Origin of the sequence: Falsirhodobacter xinxiangensis (genome assembly GCF_004959935.1) — a bacterium.
GTDB classification, from domain to species: Bacteria; Pseudomonadota; Alphaproteobacteria; order Rhodobacterales; family Rhodobacteraceae; genus Falsirhodobacter; species Falsirhodobacter xinxiangensis.
The window spans coordinates 1-18,822 of record NZ_SMYN01000006.1; the positions used below are offsets into that span (position 1 = coordinate 1).

General features: G+C 64.1%; 15 protein-coding genes and 3 pseudogenes. 12 read left to right on the forward strand and 6 right to left on the reverse strand.

Annotation, left to right across the window (positions count from 1 at the left end; all coding sequences use genetic code 11):
* The 10 genes and pseudogenes from E2K76_RS20580 to E2K76_RS08975 form a co-directional block, all read left to right on the forward strand.
* Positions 1-239 (forward strand): hypothetical protein (locus E2K76_RS20580; RefSeq protein WP_220432191.1); only part of this gene is annotated, 239 nt, incomplete at its 5' end.
* Positions 240-744: 505 nt separating this feature from the next.
* The gene (locus E2K76_RS08935) at positions 745-1,599 is read left to right on the forward strand and encodes an SIS domain-containing protein (protein WP_136683957.1); all 855 of its coding nucleotides are present in this window, start codon (positions 745-747) and stop codon (positions 1,597-1,599) included.
* A 400-nt stretch (positions 1,600-1,999) separates the two neighbouring features.
* Positions 2,000-2,779, forward strand: coding sequence for an ABC transporter ATP-binding protein (locus E2K76_RS08940; protein WP_136683958.1), 780 nt, complete (start codon positions 2,000-2,002; stop codon positions 2,777-2,779).
* Entirely contained in the window at positions 2,776-3,759 is a 984-nt protein-coding gene (locus E2K76_RS08945; RefSeq protein ID WP_136683959.1) for a FecCD family ABC transporter permease, read from the forward strand. Before E2K76_RS08940 ends, E2K76_RS08945 begins: the two co-directional genes overlap by 4 nt.
* Positions 3,756-4,796, forward strand: a complete 1,041-nt coding sequence (locus tag E2K76_RS08950) for a FecCD family ABC transporter permease (RefSeq protein WP_136683960.1) — start codon at positions 3,756-3,758, stop codon at positions 4,794-4,796. Before E2K76_RS08945 ends, E2K76_RS08950 begins: the two co-directional genes overlap by 4 nt.
* A gap of 23 nt (positions 4,797-4,819) precedes the next feature.
* Entirely contained in the window at positions 4,820-6,919 is a 2,100-nt protein-coding gene (locus tag E2K76_RS08955; RefSeq protein WP_136683961.1) for a TonB-dependent siderophore receptor, read from the forward strand.
* Entirely contained in the window at positions 6,919-7,866 is a 948-nt protein-coding gene (locus E2K76_RS08960) for an ABC transporter substrate-binding protein (protein ID WP_136683962.1), read from the forward strand. The genes E2K76_RS08955 and E2K76_RS08960 overlap by 1 nt, the downstream gene beginning before the upstream one ends.
* 163 nt (positions 7,867-8,029) lie before the next feature.
* Positions 8,030-8,808, forward strand: a pseudogene (locus tag E2K76_RS20780) (DDE-type integrase/transposase/recombinase); the annotation flags it as partial.
* Between the two features lie 170 nt (positions 8,809-8,978).
* Positions 8,979-9,916 (forward strand): annotated as a pseudogene (locus tag E2K76_RS21195) (IS30 family transposase); the annotation flags it as partial.
* Between the two features lie 7 nt (positions 9,917-9,923).
* Positions 9,924-10,187: pseudogene (locus E2K76_RS08975) on the forward strand (hypothetical protein); the annotation flags it as partial.
* A 340-nt stretch (positions 10,188-10,527) separates the two neighbouring features.
* Here E2K76_RS08975 and E2K76_RS08980 read toward each other — a convergent pair.
* From E2K76_RS08980 to E2K76_RS09005, 6 genes are all read right to left on the reverse strand, one after another.
* On the reverse strand, positions 10,528-11,328 hold the full coding sequence (locus E2K76_RS08980; RefSeq protein ID WP_136683966.1) for a phosphodiesterase: 801 nt from the start codon (positions 11,326-11,328) through the stop codon (positions 10,528-10,530).
* Between the two features lie 63 nt (positions 11,329-11,391).
* The gene (locus E2K76_RS08985) at positions 11,392-12,672 is read right to left on the reverse strand and encodes an ABC transporter substrate-binding protein (RefSeq protein ID WP_136683967.1); all 1,281 of its coding nucleotides are present in this window, start codon (positions 12,670-12,672) and stop codon (positions 11,392-11,394) included.
* Positions 12,673-12,691: 19 nt separating this feature from the next.
* Complete coding sequence (locus E2K76_RS08990) at positions 12,692-13,504, reverse strand: carbohydrate ABC transporter permease (RefSeq protein WP_136683968.1); 813 nt, start codon at positions 13,502-13,504, stop codon at positions 12,692-12,694.
* Entirely contained in the window at positions 13,504-14,394 is an 891-nt protein-coding gene (locus E2K76_RS08995; protein ID WP_136683969.1) for a carbohydrate ABC transporter permease, read from the reverse strand. Before E2K76_RS08995 ends, E2K76_RS08990 begins: the two co-directional genes overlap by 1 nt.
* A complete protein-coding gene (locus tag E2K76_RS09000) occupies positions 14,391-15,521 on the reverse strand; it encodes an ABC transporter ATP-binding protein (protein WP_136683970.1) in 1,131 nt (376 codons plus the stop codon). The genes E2K76_RS08995 and E2K76_RS09000 overlap by 4 nt, the downstream gene beginning before the upstream one ends.
* A 570-nt stretch (positions 15,522-16,091) precedes the next feature.
* Complete coding sequence (locus E2K76_RS09005; RefSeq protein WP_136683971.1) at positions 16,092-16,970, reverse strand: LysR family transcriptional regulator; 879 nt, start codon at positions 16,968-16,970, stop codon at positions 16,092-16,094.
* Positions 16,971-17,112: 142 nt separating this feature from the next.
* On the opposite strand from E2K76_RS09005, the gene E2K76_RS09010 reads away from it, so the two are divergent.
* Together E2K76_RS09010 and E2K76_RS09015 are read left to right on the forward strand one after the other, a co-directional pair.
* Positions 17,113-18,066, forward strand: a complete 954-nt coding sequence (locus E2K76_RS09010; RefSeq protein ID WP_246032924.1) for a hydroxyacid dehydrogenase — start codon at positions 17,113-17,115, stop codon at positions 18,064-18,066.
* Between the two features lie 10 nt (positions 18,067-18,076).
* Positions 18,077-18,748, forward strand: a complete 672-nt coding sequence (locus E2K76_RS09015; RefSeq protein ID WP_136683973.1) for an RraA family protein — start codon at positions 18,077-18,079, stop codon at positions 18,746-18,748.
* The last annotated feature ends 74 nt before the right edge of the window (positions 18,749-18,822 follow it).

The window sequence follows — 18,822 nt, forward strand, 5'->3', positions numbered from 1 at the left end:
CGCCGTGGCCGACTTTCGCGCCGCCGTTGACAGGATCGCAGGCCAAAGGTGCCATTAACAGCTTGAGTACGTTCTACAATTATCGGATATGCCATACTGCTCATGGCGACAGCCGCCTGCCGTGGTCAAAGGCCGCAAACAGAGAAAAACCCAAGACCTGCTCCCTTGAAACTACCCCGCAACTGTGTGATCGGAACACCGCCCACGTATGTTTTCCGTTCCATGCTGTTCCCACCTGAGAAGTCCGTGATGGCGGGAGGCGGTCAGATTACGTGCGTAAAAATGTCTGTTTTTTTCTGATACGGCGATCGAGTGCCGTCCCGTATGGCGTTCCATGCAGTGCAAGCCGATTTGTTTGCCAATGGGACGGCGGCCTTGTTGCGAGGTAAGCGCGGTGGCCTCGGTTGGCGACGCGTCGAAGTTGAACGCAGGCCAACGGTTCGGGCGCATCATGCTCACCTTTTCAGCCTGAACGAACAGCATATCGGAGACATCGGCTCCTCGTTTGAGGATGCGACCCAAGATGGTTTGATCGCCGGTGCTGAACTGGCGTGGCATCGGCCCGACGCAAATCGCGAAGTCGTGGCTGCGGTCAAATGTCTCGTCGCCCGGTCACCCGTAGATTAACCCGCCCTGCATTGGCAAAGGCAATGCCAGTTGCAACGAATTTCATGTCCACGGCCGCGCCTTGTAACCGCAAACCGTTGGCTGTAGCGTTTGTAGTAAACACGACAAAGGTGCAATATGCAGCAGAGCGACATCTCACGCCGGGTCCGCGAACATATTGCCACGTTACCTCTCACTATGCGACGCGTCGCGCAGTATATGGAGCAGAACCGCGTCGAGGTAGTGGCACGGTCTGCAGCCGAACTCGGGGCGACGCTGGAAACATCGGATGCAACGGTCGTGCGGACAGCGAAGGCGCTCGGCTATGCCGGGCTGGCGGACCTGAAACGGTGCCTGACGCGGGAACTGTCGAACGGGACGCCGGTGGACAATTTCCAGCGCACGCTGCGAGTTGCTGGGGCCGACGCGCGTAAGGCCGCCCTACGAAGCGTCGAGGCAGCGCAGACTGCCACCGTCGCCCTTTGTCAGCCTGAAATGTTGGACCGGATCCAGCGTGTGATCGACTTGTTGCACTGCGCAAGAGGGATCGTGCTGTTTGGTATCGGCCCAACGGCGCATCTGGCGGGATACATGGCGTTCCAGCTTCGCCGTCTGGGGCGCAGCGTCCTGGTGGTGGACGCAACCGGTCGCGGCATTGCCGATGCGATGCTGGAGGTCGGCCCGGGCGATGCGGTTCTGCTGATGTCCTATGGCCGGCCCTATCCCGAGGTGCTGACCGTGGTGGAGGACGCCTTGATGCAATCCTTGCCCATCGTCCTGATAACCAACACTTCCGACACCCCACTGGCCCGAAAAGTGCAGGAAATGATCGTCCTGTCGCGCGGCGGGGCCCATGGCATGGCCCTTGGTGCGTCCAGCTTCATCTGTTTGGAGGCGCTGATCGTCGGACTGTCGGTCTGCGCCCCGGAGGAGACGCGCACCCGCCTGTCGCGACTGGAGCAGCTGCGCGCCAGCATCGACAGGCTGGGCTAGCATAGCAACAGATAGCCCAGAACGCAGGCCGCAAGGCATCAGATCGCCGCCACCACGCACCCCCTCGGCCCGCAGCCACCGGCCGTGCAACAGCGCAGTCGGCATCAGGCGCAGAAGGATATCCCAGGCACGATCACCTCATCGTCAAACAGGCAGCGAATGGGAAATATGGGGATCAGGTCCCCCGGCGGCAGCACATAGGCGACCACACCGATCGCGAACGCCTTGACCTCGTTAAATGCGCGGGAAGCCCGAGCGCAACCACGTCGCACCTGAACCTATGGGCCTAAATTGTATCGAAAAGCCTTACCTTATTATTGATATCAGGAATTAGTGGTGGTAGCGAACGCTACAGAAAACAAGGCCTCATGCCTTTGCGATATGATGTGGGGCTTGGGCTGTGGCATCCGACGTCTTCATGGATAACGTCTCGTTCGGATTCGACGGTCGGGCGGTGATGCGAGACCTGACGCTGCGCGCGAAACCGGGCGAGTTTCTGGCCATCGTGGGCCCCAACGGCTGCGGCAAAAGCACGGCGTTGAAGCTGATCGCGGGGCTGCACCGGCCCGCCTCGGGTGTGGTCCGCATCGACGGACAGGACGTCGCCGCGATGGGCCGTGCGCGCATCGCCCGCCATGTCGCCCTACTGACCCAAGCCAGTGCGGTCCCGCCGAACATGACGGTGCACGAGCTGATTGCCATGGGCCGTTTCGTGCATCAGGGCTTCCTGTCGCGCCGGTCGGCCCGAGACGAAGAGGCGATCGCTCACGCCATGCGCGTCATGGACGTGACCGGACTGTCCCATCGCCGGGTGGGGGAGCTTTCCGGCGGACAGCTTCAGCGCTGCCGCATGGCGATGACGCTGGCGCAGGACTGCGGCATCCTGCTGCTGGACGAACCGACGACCTATCTCGACCTGCGCTATCAGTTCGACATTCTTGAAACTGCGCGGGCGCAGGCGCGCGCCGGTGCGGCGGTGGTCGCTGTCCTGCATGATTTCACGCAGGCTTCGCTCTATGCCGACCGCGTTGCCGTGATGCACGAGGGGCGCATTGCCGCCTCCGGCCCCGCATCGGAGGTCCTGACCGAGGATGTCATCGCACGGGTCTTCGGCGTTCGCACCCGCGCCGTCCATGCTCATGGCGGCATCTTCCACATCCCCGAAGGTGCCGTGCGATGAGGGCTCTTGCAGCCGTCCTCGTGCTGCTGGCCGCCTGCCTCTTGCATCTGCGGCTCGGCGCGGCCGAAATTCCTGCGCGGGCGATCCTGCAGGCGATCACCGCTTTCGATCCGACGAATTACGCCCATGTGGTCGTGGTCTTCCAGCGGATCACGCGGCTGGCGGTCGCCGTGTTTTCAGGCGCGGTTCTGGGGGTTGCGGGGCTGCTGCTGCAAAAGATCATGCAGAACGGGCTGGTGTCGCCCTCGACGCTCGGGATCAATGCCGGGGCGACCAGCTTCGTCGTGCTGGCGGTATATTTCTTCGGCCTTGGCGGGGCGGCGCTGTTTCTGCCCGCTCTGGCGGGGGGGCTCGGGGCCATGGCGCTGACCTTCATGACAGCGCGGCTGCTGGCTGGACAAGGCGATCCGCGCATGAACCTCGTTCTTGGTGGCGCGATGGTGGGGACGCTGTTCTCATCCGTCACGGCCTTCGTCGTCGCGCTGGACCCGGATGGGTTCACGAACCTTCTGGGCTGGTTGATCGGGGACATCGGCAATTTCGACTACAAATCGCTGTCTGCCATGGCGCCCTTCGGCATCGCGGGGCTGATTGGCGCGGTTCTGCTGTCGCGGATGGTCGACCTGCTGGCCATGGGGCAAGAGCAGGCGGCGGTGCTGGGTGTCGACACGCGGCTGGTCCATGGCGGCGCGCTGCTGATCGCCATCGTGCTCACGGTCAGCGCGGTGACGGTGGTCGGCCCCATCGGGTTCGTCGGCCTTGTGATGCCGCATGTCGCGCGACTGGTGGCCGGAGAGGTCGGGCTGCTGCCGCTGTGGCTGTGCCTGATCGGCGGGGCGACGGTCCTGACGTTGGCGGATGTTCTGGCGCGGGTCCTGATGGCGCCGCAGGTTCTGAACGTCGGCACGGTGATGGGGCTGGCAGGCGGCGCGGTCTTCCTCGCTCTGGTCCTGACCCGTGCCCGAGGGGCGCAGATATGACCCTGACCCTGCGCATGGGGCGCATCAGCCTGCCGATTAGCCTGCGTTTCGTGATTGCCGCGCCGTTGTTGCTTTTGGCGCTGATCGCCAGTGCCTATCTCGCGCTTGGGGTCGGCAGTTCCGTCACCGCTCCCGCGGACGTGCTGGCCGCGATCCTGAGCCCGCGCGAGGCGCTGTCCCCCGGTGCCCGCGCGATCGCCGACTTCCGTCTGCCGAGGGTTCAGGTGGCGATCATGGCCGGGGCGATGATGGCCGCCTCGGGGTATCTGTTGCAGGTCGTCTCACGCAACGGGCTGGCCGATCCGGGGATACTCGGGCTGTCGGACGGCGCGACGGTCGCCGTGATGCTGGTGACGTTCCTTTACGGACCGATTGCCGTGGGACAGCTCGGTCTCGTTTCGTTGGTCGGCGCGGTAGCGACGGCTGGACTGGTGCTTGGCCTCGGTCGCAGACTGCTGACGGGGGGCGGGATCATCCTCGTCGGCCTCAGCATCAACATCGTACTGGGCGCGGTGGTGGAGATGATCCTCGTCTCGGGCACCTCGGCGCAGTTCGCGCAGATCATGACGTGGTCGCGCGGCACGCTCGGGACAGCGGACGGGCCGGACGCGGCGATGATGGCGCGCTGGTTCTGTCTGCTGATGCCGGTGCTGCTGCTGGGCAGCCGGATGCTTCACCCCTTGCTGCTGGGCGAGGAGGCGGCGATGGCGCTTGGCTTGCCCGCGCGCGCGGTGCTGGTCGCGGGTGTGCTGCTGGCCGCAGCATTCGCCGCCCCGGTCATCGCCGTCTGCGGTCCCATCGGCTTCATCGGCCTCATGTCGGCCTGGATCGCGCGCGGCATCGTTGGCGAGCGTCCGACCGAGGTGGTGCTGATCGCGATGCCGGTCGGCGCGGGCATCCTGCTCTGGGCCGACACGCTGGGCCGGGTGCTGTTTTCGCCCATCACCGTCTCTGCCGGGATCATGGTTTCGGTCGTCGGGGCGCTGAGTTTCATCCTCGTGGCACGGACCGGCCGAAGGTCCCGCGCTTCCTCCTAACCCGAACAAGGACCTCCCCCCTGATGAGAAGACAGCTTGCCCTGTCGACCGCGTTCATCGCGCTTTGTGGCGCTGCCTATGCGCAGGACCAAGGCAGCATCCAGCTTGCGCCGATCATCGTCGAAGGGGCCGACATGCAGGCCTACCGCGCCACGAGCGCCGGGACCGCGACGCTGACCGATACGCCGCTTCGGGATGTGCCGCAGGCGGTCAACGTCGTCGGGCGCGAGGAGATCGAGGATCGTCAGATCCAGAGCCTGTCCGCCGCAGTCGAAGGGGTGCCGAACCTTGCCCGCAACGGCAGCGCCGCAAACCGCAGCGAGACGTTCCTGCTGCGGGGTTTCCAGACCTCCGGCTTCTCGGTCGACGGGATGCAGATGAATGGCACCGCCGACCGCCCCGAAGTCCTGATGGACCTTGCCGGGGTGGAGCGGGTGGAGGTGCTGAAGGGCCCCGCATCCGTGCTGCATGGCGCGGGCGATCCGGGCGGGGTCATCAACATCGTCACCCGCCGCCCCGAAGCGGCACCGGGTGCCGATATCGCCCTGACCTATGGCAGTTTCGATTTCAAGCGGGCCGAGGCCACGGCGACCGGCGCGCTGAACGCCAGCGGAACCCTGACCGGCCGCATCACCGGTGCAGTGCAGGATGAAGACGGCTGGATCCCCGGCCGTCCGGGCAGCGAACGGCGCTATGTCGGCGGCATCTTGGAGTGGCGCCCGTCGGATGCGACGGTACTGGACTTCACGCTGGAACATACCGCAACGAAACAGCCCTTCGACCGTGGCCTTCTGTGGGTGCCGTCGCAGCAACAGGTGCTGGAGCCATATGACAGCTGGCTGTCGGAAGCGTGGTCGATGGTCGACGGCGAAAAGACCCGCGGCATGTTGAAGCTGGAGCATGAGGTGTCGGACCGCCTGACGCTGCGCACCAGCCTCGGCTTCGATTTCGGGCATGTCTCGGATACCGGCATCGACCATCAGGGCCTGCGCGATGACGGGCGCAGCCTGCGCCGCCGCTACACCGACCGGCTTGAGGATACCGAAACGCAGAACCTGCGGGCCGAGGCGCTGTATGAGTTCAGCACCGGCAGCGTCGAACACAACGTGCTGGCCGGTGTCCAATACAGCTGGTCGCGGATGGACTTCACCAGCGCCCGTGCAAATATCGACGACATCGACATCTTCGATCCGGTCCACGGCGCGCCGATGCCCGCCACCAGCCCCAACAGCAACTACCGTCAGGACATCGAAACACGCGCCGTCTATCTGCAAGACCAGATCACCTTCAACGAGGAATGGAAGGCGTTGATAGGTCTCCGCTGGGACGAATACACGTCCGAGCGGGTGGAGACGATCGGTGGCGACGGCTCCATCCCCGAAACCACCGATACGGCGCTGACGGGCCGCATCGGTGTGGTGTGGCAGCCCCGCGGCGACCTGTCGCTTTATGCCAGCTACGCCGAGAGCTTTGCACCGCAGACCGGCCTGACCCGCGATCTGCAAACCCTCGACCCGGAGGAAGGGCGGCAATACGAGGTCGGGGCGAAATGGGACGTGGTTCCCGACCGGCTCAGCGCCAATCTTTCCGTGTTCGAGATCACCAAGACCAACCTCGCCAACGACGATCCGCTGGACGAGGATTACAGCATCCTGACCGGCGAGGTCCGCTCGCGCGGGATCGAAGCGGAACTGGCGGGTGAAGTCCTGCCCGGATGGGGCGTCCATGCCGGTCTGGGATATCTGGATGCCGAGGTGACGAAGGACAACGTGATCCCCGTCGGCACGCGTTTCCAACGGGTGCCGCGCGTCACGGCCAGCTTGTGGACGACCTACGAATTCCAACCGGGCAGCGTGGCCGAAGGGTTCACCGTCGGCGGCGGCATCACCCATGTCGGATCGCGCGTGGGCTTCATCGACGACAACTATGCCGACCAATTCGAGGTGGACGGCTACACCCGTCTCGATCTGATGACCCGATATACCTTCGACAACGGCGCGACCCTGTCGCTGGCGGTGAACAACGTGACCGACGAGGGTTACATCAACTCCATCCAAAGCGAGCGGGAGATCGTCGCCGGGGCACCGCGCAACGTGCAGCTGAAACTGGGGATGTCCTTCTGATGCGAGCACTGCTTTTCGCCATCGCCGCGCTGTGCGCCCTGCCTGTCCACGCGCAGCAGACCCGCACCATCACGGACCATTCGGGGGCGGAGGTCACGATCCCCGCCGATCCACAACGCATCGTCTCGCTCCATGATTGGAGCGCGACCGTCATGGTGCATGAACTCGGCGGCAACCTCGTCGGCTCCAGCGGGCGGGTGGACAAGAATGGCAACTACTACATCCGCAGCGGATGGGAGCTTTACGGCCTGACCTTCGATCAGGTCGCCATGGCCTCGGTTCACGGGATGCTGGACATGGAGCGGATCGCCGGTCTGGACCCCGATCTGATCATCGGCAATCTGGGGGATACGCAGGCGGCGCGGGACCAGTTGTCGCTGATCGCGCCGACGGTGATGTTCGACCCGATGAACGGCCGCCCGCCGATGGACAACTACCGCGAGCTTGCCGGCTGGATCGGCAGGGCGGAACGGTTCGACACGCTGAAGGCCGATTACGATGCCCACATTGCAGAGTTGCGCGATGCGCTGGCGCTGGAGGCCCCGAGCTATGTCGCGATGACGCCGAATCCCGAAAGCGGCGATCTGCGAATACTGCGGAACTACGGCGCGCAGACGGCGGTGCTGGAGGATCTGGGCTTCCGGCGCGCGCCGATCATGGACGAGGTTCCCGCCGCATCGCAGGAGGCCGATTTCAGCGCCGAGGTGATCGGGCGGCTGGATGCGGATTTCATCTTCACCACCCATATCGAGGATCGGGGTGAATCGCTGGAAAGCGTCATGGCCGATCTCGACGCCGTTGCGCCGGGCTACCGGATGTTCCTTCCAGCCGTGCGTCAGGGCCGCTTCGTCTCGATGTCCCGGTTCCACGTCTATCCTACCACTTTCGCCGCGGCAGGGTATGTCATGGACCATCTGCGGGAGTTGATGGGCGCTCCCGCCCCTTGAACTGCCGTAGTCTAGGCAAATCATCAACAGAAGGCTGTCGTATGTTTCACAATTGGCGGATTGGCATGCAATCCGCCTAAAGCCCAGCTTATACGCCAGTCGTGCGCTTGCTGCACGAGGAGCCGCGTGTTGCGTCGTCGCCAAGCAGATCTACGTATTCTGCATCTGCCACGGTTTCGCCCCGATATTCAGAGAGCGATGCGTTCGCATCGCGCTTGCCCGTGGCCTGACCTGACGTCAGTTTGCTTCTGATCTTGACGTCGGCCTTTCGACGCTTGGCAAGCGGATCCGGGCGATTTCCAATGGGACGAAAGTGCCGGAGCAGGATGCCGATCTTCTTCGGGAGAACGAATGGCCTCGTAAAGAGAACCGTATTTGGGCGAGGATAGGAAAGTGCCGAAAAATGCGGCTCCAATTCATTGCCAGTTCGCGGCAGCCTTTCCTGCAGCCATCTTTGCCGGATGGTGGGTGTGCGCGGCTGCGGGTTACGCGCTTGGCGGCGTAGGCCCCCGCCGATCCGTCAGCGGTGTGACTTGGTGATCCCGGCCATATCCGCAATCAGCATCGGCTGAGCCTGGGCAGTTATGGCAGGCCACGCATGACGGAGGAACTGAACGGGGCGGTCAACGCCGGGTGGGCAGGCTGATGCGCCAAAACCGCATTCGCATTCATCCGCAGGTTCAAGCGCATGACCGACAGCGATCATGCTTTCAACATCGCGCCGAACCTTCTGCAGCAGGACTTCCCGGCGGCGACATCACCTATGTCCGGACGCGCGAGGGGTGGGACGATCTGGCCGTCATTATCGATCCGTTCTCGCGGCCCGTGATCGGCTGGACCATCAGAAATCGCATGACGCAGGACTTGGCAATCCGCGCGCTGAACATGCCTGTTGCCCTGCGCCGACCACAACCGGGATGTGTTCAACCTACCGACCACGGCCGCCGAGGCGGGTTCAACCGGTCGTCGCGACACCTTGATTCAGGAGGTGCAGATGCTGACAGGAAGGCGCAGATCAGCGCAGTCCACGCGGAAGAAGTTGCGCTCGCCGGGGCGGCCCGCGCGATCGTGCTCGGCGACCTGCCCAGCTTGCGCGCAATGGCGCAAATGCCGCTGCCAACGCCCAATGGCATGCGGACCGTGCGGCAGAATGGCCGAGGCCAGCAAATTGGCCATGAATCCGGCTTTGCCAAGACCGGTTGTCCGGCATGATCGCCAAGCCCGACGGCACCGCCTTTGCCGGGCGTGACATGCCTTGGAAAGGGCGGCGGCGCTTGCACCGGCAGAACCGACGCTGGGTGATCGCCTGGAGCGCTGAGCAGATCTTTCCGAAGAACCCCGAGAATGCGCATCAGCCAAAAGGCGATGTTTCGGGCGCGTTATAGCCAGGGACGTGGCACGCTCAGACGCGAACTCTCGGCCTGCCTGCGCTCTGGGCGCACCCTGCGGATGCCCCGAGAGCGGGTCCGCAACCGGGGCAAGGCGTTCCTTTCGGGGGCGCTGATGATCAGCGACCGCCCGGCGGAGATCGCGGACAGGGCGGTGTTAGGCCATTGGGAAGGCGACCTCATCCTCGGTTCGGGCAGATCCGCGATGGGCACGCTCGTCGAGCGCAAGACGCGCTTCACCCTGCTGTCACGCCTGCCGCGAATGGAAGGGCACGGCGCGGTAAAATCGATCAAGAGCGGCCCTGCATTGGCCGGTCATGGCGAAGAAACTGTTCGCGACGCCATCACCGACGATCTTCGATCTGCCTGCGCATCTGCGCCGGTCACTGACTTGGGATCAGGGTGCCGAGAGGGCACAACATGAGTGGCTCCGGATCGACACTGAACTCGATATCTACTTCTGCGCCCCGCAAAGCCCGTGGCAGCAACGCGAATATCAACAGCTTGCCGCGGCAATACTTACCCGAGTCTTCACGGCGCAGACGAAGTGAGCGCGGTCGCGCAACACACGGCCGCGCAAGATGATCGGCGGGCGAACCCCCGCTGACGCCTGTGCGGATGTCCTCGAGCATGATATCAATGAAGGCGTTGCGACGACCGGTTTAATCCGCCCAGTATTGTGCCCATCGCTACCAGATACTTCTTCACAAAAGCGGGCTCGAGGTATCGATGAGCAAGGACAAATGCTCTGATAATTCCGCCGTGGAGGGCTTCTTGAAATCGCTTAAGGCCGAAGTGGTCTGGCGCCATGGCTGGCACATCCGGCGTTACGTCGAAATCGCCAGGTTCCAATTCATCAACGGCTTCTATAATTCTCGGCAGTGGGATGAAAAATCACCCGTAGCCTTCGAAACAAAGGGCCGCCAAACCTGACCGTCCGACCGGAACGGAACCGGGGCAGGTCCCTGACGCCGCTTGAGGCGCGCCGGACGCTTTTGCTAAACGTTGGCTCCGCGCCCGACGCGCTTATCATCAATCCACCCGCCGACTGCCAATCCCGAACCGGTAAACCCACGTTATGACCGACGGACCAGCGGGGGCAGGTCAGCCAATGTCCGCACGCCGGTCAGGCATCCCGTGTTGGTGACCCCGAATAGCCGCTGTCCTGTGATCGTCGCCTGAAGCCGGAACTTCGAACTTATGGCCATTGTTGCTTCGAATGAAGGCTGACGTACCACGGGGGATGGGACAGGTCAGCCTTGGGCTTCAGGGTTTATGGACCCGCGCAGATCGGCGCGCGTTCCGTTGGGACCTGCCCGACCTCGGCCCCGAAGGCGCGGAAGCCCCATTCGTCGATGAACAGGATCCGGTAGCAGGGGTTGCCGCCCGTCCACCACGGATCGGCGACGTTCAGGTCGGTGATGAAACGATGCGTGCAGGATTGGCCCGAACTGTAAGCGATACCTTCGGGGCTGGTGCCCGACAGCGGGATGTGGATGTGGCCGAAGACGATATGGCGCACGCCGCCTGGATGTGCCGCGAGCCTCGCAAGCAGGGCGCCATCGTCATGCAGGCTGATGTTACGGAAGTGGCGTATGCCGTCGCGGATCGGCGGGTGGTGCAGGAAGACCGTGACGGGCTTGTCGTCCGCCCCCGCCAATGCATCGTCGAGCCAGGCCATCCGGTCCGCGCCGTATATTCCGCCGATCACGCCCGCCTCGTGCGTGTCGAGGAACAGGAGCCGCCCCCAGTCCGTATCCATCACCGACTGGATGTGGCCGTTCGCATCGCGGGGATGGTCCGGAAAGGCCGTGACAAATTCAGGGCGGCGGTCATGGTTGCCCAGCACCAGACGCACCGGGAAGGGCACGGACGCGAGGATCTCGCGCAGCAGCTCGTAGGCCTCGGGGTCGCCGTGGTTGCAGAGATCACCGGTGATGACCAGAAGGTCCGCGTCGGCGTGATTGGCTAGAATGTCGGCAACGGCGGCGCGCAGTTGTGCCTCGGGGTCGACCCCGTTCGCCGGGATTCCGGGAGGCATCAAGTGGGTGTCGGTGAGCTGGATGATCTTCATGTCTGTCTCCGGAAACACGGATGCGGGGGACGATCCCCCGCATCCCTTCAGGGCCTCTGGGTCTCAGTTCATCAGGCCGTTCGTCGCATCGACGATCTGCGCGAGGCCATCCTCGGGCGAAACCTCGCCGCGCATCACCGTACCGATGATGTCGCGCTGCGTGCGCCAGATGCGGACCGAGTCGCCGCCCGGATAGCCCGCCCAGGGAAGCGAGCGGTCCATCTGCTTCGCGGCGGTCGCGACGTTCGGATGCTCGGCATAATAGGGCGCGAGGAAATCCTCGCCCGTGGCGCGGATGTTGGTCGGCAGATAGCCGGTGATGCGCACGATGACGTTCTGCGCCTCGGGCCCGGTGATCCACTTGATATAGTTCCAGGCCGCCTGCTGCTTGGCCGTGTCCTGCGTCAGCATCACGGCAGAGTTGCCGCCGGTCGGCACGCCGCCGTTTTCCTTGTCCTGCAGCGGGAAGGTCGTCGTCATCAGCGGGAAGCGGTCGCCGACAAGGCCCTCGATCGTCTGGACATGGGCGGGGGTGGTGAACATGAAGCCGGTCAGCCCCGCGCCGAATTGCTGGCGCGCCTGGTCCCAGTCCATCGTGGGGGCACCGGCCTCGGCCGTCATCTGGCGGATCAGGCGCAGTGCGTTCAGACCGGTTTCATTGTCGAAGCCGACCTTGCCCGTCGCCTCGTCCACCAGCGTGCCGCCCTGTTGGGTGATCATCGCCTGCCACAACCAGTCGTCGGCCCAGCCTGCGATGTCATAGGCCATGCCCGCCACCTTGGGATCGGCCTCGTGGATCTTCTTCGCAAGCTCGATCAACTCAGGGAAGGTGGTCGGCATGTTCTCCGGATCGGCCCCGACCGAGCGGACGAGATCCGCGTTGATGAACATGATGGGCGAGGAGGCGTTGACCGGCAGGCCGTATTGCGTGCCGTCGACATTGCCGAGCGCCACCATGTTCGGCGTGAAGTTCGCATCAAGGAAGGCCTGCCCGCCTTCGGCCTCGATGAAGGGCCCAAGATCGGTGATCTGGTTCCGCGGCGCCAGCGTGTGCACCAGTTCCCCGGTGAGGTTGTAGCCCGAGAAATACACGTCCGGCAGTTCGCCCGTGACGGCCGAACGCAGGACCTGCTGTTGGCCCTCGTTATACCCGGCGGCGGGGGCCAGGAAGTTGATCTTTACGTCCGGGTTCTGCTTCATGAACTCGTCCGCCAGCGGCTGATGGAATTTCGTGAAGCCCGGCAGGTTGTAAAGCACGTTCAGCGTGACATCCTGCGCCAGCGCGGCGGCAGGGGTCGCCAGAAGCGCGAAGGCGCCAAGGGCGATGCGTCGGGTGATGTTCATTGTCGTCTCCGGTAAGGGGTCACTTGACCCCGGTCATGGTGATGCCCGCGATGAAGCTGCGCCGTGCCAGAAGGAAGCAGACCACCATCGGGGCGGTAATCATGGCGGCCCCCGCCATCAGCGCGCCGTAATTCGCCCCCGTCTCGACATCCGAGAAGAAGAGCATACCCAGCGGCGGCGGGGCGAGCGCGGTGTCGTTCACCACGATCATGGGCCAGTAGAGGTCGTTCCAATGCGCCACGACCGAGAACACGGCGAAGGCCGCGAGCGAGGGCAGCGAGCCGCGCAGCACAAGGCCCCAACAGATCTCCATCTCGGAAAAGCCGTCCATGCGGGCGGCCTCTATGATCTCGTCGGGGTAGGATCGGAAGGATTGGTGGAACAGGAAGATGGCAAAGACCGACAGGAAGAACGGTGCCATCTGGGCGAAATATGTGTTCAGCAGGCCCGCCTTGGCCAGCCCCACGAACAAGGGCAGCGCCAGTGCCTGCATCGGCACGCACAGCGCGGCGATCACCGCGATCATCAGCAGCCGTCGGCCCGGAAAGCGCAGCTTGGCCAGCGCATAGGCCGCCGGAACCGCGGTCAGCACCTGCACGATCAGGATGCCCGCGCAGACGATCACGCCGTTCAGCATGAAGCGCGCCATCGGAACGGTGGTTGCGGCCTGCGTATAATTCTCGACCCCGGTGAATTCCTTTGGGATCGGCCAGAGCGAGATGTCGAAAATTTCGGCCGGGGCGCGGATGGAGGTCAGCACCATCCAGTAGAACGGCAACAGCATTACGCCCGCGCCAAGGGCCAGCACGATATGAGGGATGAAACGGCGCATCAGTAGTGGACCTTGCGTTCCATGCGAAGCGTCTGGCCGATCGACAGGACCAGCACGATCCCGAGGAAGATCAGCGTCAGCGCGGCGGCATAGCCGGTGTTGGAATATTCGAACCCTTCGAGGTAGAGGCTGTAGAGCAGGGTTTCGGAGCCCGAGCGGCCCTTGGTCAGCACGGCCACAGTCTCGAACACCTTGAAGGCGCTGATGGATGTAGTGACGACGACGAACATGGTCGTCGGGCCCAGCATCGGCCAGGTGACCGTCAGGAAACGGTCCATCGGATGTTTCGCACCGTCCATCCGCGCCGCCTCGTGCAGGTCCTGCGGGATCGCGGTCAGCCCCGCCAGAAACAGCACCATGTTGAAGCCCAGCACCTGCCACACGCCGATCAGCGCCATGGTCGGGATCAGCAGCGCCGGGTTGCCAAGGAACGACACAGGCTCGAACCCCAGCCATGTGATCGCCGCGTTCACCGGGCCAAGCGAGGGGTGCAGCAGGAACTGCCACACCGTCGCCATCGCCACCAGCGTCGCGGTCACCGGCAGGAAATAGGCCGTCTCCCAGAAGGCGCGCGACCGCTTGCGCCCGTGGACCAGCAGCGCCACGCCAAGCGCGAGAAACACGCCCGAGGGAATGACGATGACCGCATAGAGCGCGGTGTTTGCCAGCGCGCGCAGGAACACGGGGTCGGCAAAGGCATCGGTGAAGTTCTTCAGCCCGACGAATTCCCAGTTCAGCGCGCCGAGCTGGTAGTCGGTGACGGAAAAGCCCGCAAGCACCAGCATCGGCACGATATAGATCGCCAGCAGCAGCAGGATCGCAGGTGCCGCAAAGGCAAGCCCCTTGAGGGCGGTGCGCCCCCGCGGCCGGATCATGACGGCGGTGGTCATGCTGCGGCCTTTTCCACCACTCGGAAGTCCCGGCGCAGGCCGTTCGAGCCGAACAGGTGCGCGCGCTCCTCGGCGAAGCCCAGCGACAGCCATCCGTCGGCGTCCGCCCCGGTCGGATCGGAGGCCTTCTGGCGCAGGACGATCGTCTCGCCCTCGGCCAGCTCGCAGGTCAGGAAACGGTCGGGACCGTGCTTCTCCTCGCGCAGTATCCGCGCAGGCAGGCCGCCCGCGCTCACACGCACGTCCTCGGCCCGGATGCCGAGCGTGGCTGGACCCGGTGCCGCGACAAGCCCGGTCGTCATGCCTTTCACGCTCACCGCGCCGGAGGCTCCCGCCTCGGCCGGCAGCAGGTTGATCGTGGGCGAGCCGATGAACCGCGCCACCGCCAGCGTGGCAGGGTTGTGGTAAAGCTCGTCCGGGGTGCCCAGCTGTTCGATTCGCCCCTCGATCATCAAGGCGATGCGGTCCGACATGGTCATCGCCTCCACCTGATCGTGGGTGACATAGACGAAGGTCGCGCCGAGCCGACGGTGCAGACCCACCAGCTCGTCACGCATATGGGCGCGCAGCTTGGCGTCGAGGTTCGACAGCGGCTCGTCCATTAGGAAGGCGGCGGGCTGGCGAACCAGCGCGCGGGCCAAGGCCACGCGCTGACGCTGGCCGCCCGACAGCTGGGCGGGCTTGCGGTCCAGCAGATGCGTGATCTGCAGCGTGCCAGCCGCCTGCGCCACGGCGGCGTCGATCTCGGCGAGCGTGTGGCGCGAGGCCACCACGCGTCCCAGCAGCGGCAGGCGCGCGGCGAAGCCCAGCTTGCGCATCCGCAGCGGTGTCGCGATATTCTGGCGCACCGTCATGTGCGGATAAAGCGCGTAGGACTGGAACACCATCGCGAGGTTACGGTCGGATGGATCGCTGTTCGTCACGTCCCGCCCGCCGATGCGCAACTCGCCCTCGTCCGGTGCCTCCAGCCCCGCGATGATGCGCAGCAAGGTGGATTTCCCGCAGCCCGACATGCCGACCAGCGAGAGAAACTCGCCCTCCCGCACCGACAGGTTGATGTCTTTGAGAACTTGAGTTTGACCGAACCCCTTGCGGATGCCCGAGAGGTCGAGGGATTGACGCGCCATGTATGCTCCTATTCGAGCGGAGCGTTTGCCGACGGACAGAAACAACTGTGTGTCGGGTCCGTGAAAGTTTGACGACGTGATTTAACCCCTGCCCGTCATCGCAGGGCTTGCGATCCAATGCTTGAGATAGGCGAGGGTCGCTTCCTTGATCCCGCAACTCACAGGGCGCCCCGCCTTCCATCAATAGAGCGCGGTCCATTTGCGCACCCGCAGGCAAACAAGACCCAGCCGCGCGGTTGGTGTCGATGGTCAGGTTGAACGACACGAGGACACAAGGGTCGCCGGACATCTCCAGCCGGATTCCGATGGAAAGACGTGCTTTGGTCCGGGTGGCGGCTTGTAGCCAACGATGCGCCCTTTGTTCCATGCGATCTGCGGCGGCGATAGAAGGGCAGCAGCTTGTTTAAACATGGCAGTGCCTTCCAATCCACCGCCCTCTGCCCGCCTTTCGGAATGATGCAGGCATAGGACAGCCCTGCGGCAGCGTCGTCGCGTAGGGTCCAAACAGATCATTGCTTGGGGGCTGAGCTCGGCGGCGGCGTCGCCACCCTGCATCATTGCATTCGACAATCAGCTGGACGCATGCTCTCCGCTCACATTTCTCAGGTCTGTCAGAAGCTGCTCGATCATCATGGCGCGGGGGCTGCCATGTCTTTGCGCGAGCCCGATACGACGCGTCACCACTGGATCGCCAAAGGGAGCCGTGACCAAGGGCGACGGGCATTCGCGGACCGCAATATCCGGCACGACCGACACGCCAAGGCCGTTGGCCACGCATGACGTGATGGACGATATCGTGTCGATCTCCGCGATCTCGTTCAGGGAGATGTTCATCCGAGCAAGCTCGTGGTCGATCGCCTGCGCCAGTGGAACGGCGGCGCGGAAGCGGATATAGGGAAAGGTCCGCAGGAATTCCTGATCCGTCATCTGCTTGGACCCCGGCGGAGCAATCACATATAGCGGTTCACGAATAAAAGGGTTCCAGCGCAAGGCCGTTGGCAGGTCGCGGTTTTCGGCCACCATCGCTGCGTCCAACCGCCCCGCTGCCACGTCCTGCAGCAAGGCATCCGATAGCCCGACGCGCAGCTTGATCCGCAGGTCGGGATTGCGCTCCCGCAGTTCGACAATCGCCTTGGGCAGCAGGCTGAGCGCACTGGTGCGGACAGACCCTATGGCAAGCGTTCCGACAACCTTGCGTCCGGTGATCGTGCCGATCGCGTCCTCTGCCGTCCGCACCAGTTCCCGCGCCGCGTCCAGCATCTGCATCCCAGCAGTGTTGGGCCTGGGCGGGCGGCTGCTGCGATCAAACAACGGCACGCCCACCTCGACCTCTAACGATTGCATCTGCTGACTCACCGCAGATGGCGTCAGGTTCAGATGCGCCGCTGCCTTGGAAAAACTGCCCTGTTCGGCGATGGCCAGAAGGGTCCTAAGTTGCCGCGTGTCCATCTATTTAAGAATCCCTTACGATCATCGTTAATATTATGCGCTAGATTTCAAAAATACGACTGTTAATCCTCAAACCCGAGGATGCCAACGATTGGCATCGTGGAGGACTATGACAGACAACATCCTGATAACGGGGCCAAGCTTGGTACCCGCCGCCGCAGATGTGCTTGTGGAAGCGGGATACGCGCCGGTCTACGTGCCGCCTTATAGCGGCGGGGACGGGCTCATCGCGGCAGTGCGCGACGCCGATCCGGTCGGCATTCTGGCCCGCATGGGCCGTATCGACGAAAGCGTTTTCGAGGTTGCCCCGAGGCTGCGCGTCATCTCAAAGCACGGCGCGGGGGTAGATAACATCGATGTGGACGCAGCTAGCGCGCGGGGCATTCCGGTGCTGAACGCGGCGGGGGCCAATGCGGTCTCGGTCGCGGAACATGCCATCGCATTGCTGTTCGCCGTCGCCAAAAAGGTGATCCCGCTGGACCAAAGCATCCGCGAGGGGCGGTGGGAAAAATCGGGGTTTCAAGGGCGCGAGCTCGCGGGGTCGGTCATGGGGTTGGTGGCATTTGGGGCCATCGCCCGCCAGACCGCACGCTTTGCCAAGGGTCTGGGCATGACCGTCCGCGCCTATGATCCCTTCACCCCCGCAGAAGTTTTCGCCGCCGAAGGTGTGGAGCGGATCGAGAATCTGGACACCCTGTTCACGTCCTGCGACGTGATCAGCCTGCATTCGCCGCTGACACCTGCGACGAAGCATATCGTCAACGCCGACCGTCTGGCGCGGATGAAGCGCGACGCGATCATCGTCAACACCGCCCGTGGCGGGCTGATCGACGAGCCGGCGCTGGCCGCCGCGCTGGCCGAGGGGCGCATCTTCGGCGCGGGTCTCGACACTTTCGCGCAGGAACCGCCGCCCGCCGACCACCCCTTCTGGTCCGAGGCCCGGCTGGTTCTGTCGCCGCATATCGGCGGTGTGACCGCTGCGGCCAACATCCGCGTCGGCGTCGAGGCCGCCCAAGGGATCGTCGATCTGCTTGCGGGCCGTCCCGTCCCCGAAGCGCGGATCGTGAACCGCGCCAAACTTAAGCTTACAGCCTGAGGAAACCTCCATGCCAACCGGATTCCGCATCCTGACCCGCGACCGCGCGGTGTCTGCAGACCTCGTCCAGCGGTTCCTGAAACTGCCGGTCGCCAATGTCAGCGACAGCATGTCCCGCATGACCGCCGCCGGTCCGCGCCTGATGAAGATGCACGCAAGCGGCCAGATGGCCGGCCCTGCGATCACCGTCAAATCGCGTCCGGGCGACAATCTGATGCTGCACAAGGCCATCGATATGGCGATCCCCGGCGATGTGATCGTCGTGGATGCGGGCGGCGATCTGACGAACTCGCTGATGGGCGAGCTGATGCTGGCCTATGCCGTGAAGAAGGGCGTCGCGGGCTTCGTTCTGAACGGCGCGATCCGCGATGCGGACGCCTTCGTCACCGTGAACCTGCCGACCTTTGCCGCGGGGATCACCCATCGCGGCCCCTACAAGGACGGGCCGGGCGAGATCAACGTGCCGATAGCCATCGACGGGATGGTCATCCATCCGGGCGATCTGGTCATCGGCGACAGCGACGGCGTGCTCGCCGTTCCGTTTGACGCCGCGGAGGAAATCCATGCAAAGACCGTCGCCAAGGGGGAGGCCGAGGCGAAACAGATGGCGGCCATCGAGGCGGGAACGAACGACCGTTCCTGGGTCGATGCGGCGCTGAAGAATCTGGGCTGCGAAATCTGAAGCCCATCAGGGAGGAATACCATGAAGAACCTGAAGTCCCTGCCGCTTGCGGCAGCCATGCTTGCGATGGCCGG

Excerpts from the sequence above, each read along its gene's own strand:
- E2K76_RS08980 (WP_136683966.1), bottom strand. The coding sequence starts at position 11,328 with ATGAAGATCATCCAGCTCACCGACACCCACTTGATGCCTCCCGGAATC.
- E2K76_RS08990 (WP_136683968.1), bottom strand. The coding sequence starts at position 13,504 with ATGCGCCGTTTCATCCCTCATATCGTGCTGGCCCTTGGCGCGGGCGTA.
- E2K76_RS08945 (WP_136683959.1), top strand. The coding sequence starts at position 2,776 with ATGAGGGCTCTTGCAGCCGTCCTCGTGCTGCTGGCCGCCTGCCTCTTG.
- E2K76_RS08950 (WP_136683960.1), top strand. The coding sequence starts at position 3,756 with ATGACCCTGACCCTGCGCATGGGGCGCATCAGCCTGCCGATTAGCCTG.
- E2K76_RS08985 (WP_136683967.1), bottom strand. The coding sequence starts at position 12,672 with ATGAACATCACCCGACGCATCGCCCTTGGCGCCTTCGCGCTTCTGGCG.
- E2K76_RS08935 (WP_136683957.1), top strand. The coding sequence starts at position 745 with ATGCAGCAGAGCGACATCTCACGCCGGGTCCGCGAACATATTGCCACG.
- E2K76_RS09005 (WP_136683971.1), bottom strand. The coding sequence starts at position 16,970 with ATGGACACGCGGCAACTTAGGACCCTTCTGGCCATCGCCGAACAGGGC.
- E2K76_RS08955 (WP_136683961.1), top strand. The coding sequence starts at position 4,820 with ATGAGAAGACAGCTTGCCCTGTCGACCGCGTTCATCGCGCTTTGTGGC.
- E2K76_RS08960 (WP_136683962.1), top strand. The coding sequence starts at position 6,919 with ATGCGAGCACTGCTTTTCGCCATCGCCGCGCTGTGCGCCCTGCCTGTC.
- E2K76_RS09000 (WP_136683970.1), bottom strand. The coding sequence starts at position 15,521 with ATGGCGCGTCAATCCCTCGACCTCTCGGGCATCCGCAAGGGGTTCGGT.
- E2K76_RS08995 (WP_136683969.1), bottom strand. The coding sequence starts at position 14,394 with ATGACCACCGCCGTCATGATCCGGCCGCGGGGGCGCACCGCCCTCAAG.
- E2K76_RS09015 (WP_136683973.1), top strand. The coding sequence starts at position 18,077 with ATGCCAACCGGATTCCGCATCCTGACCCGCGACCGCGCGGTGTCTGCA.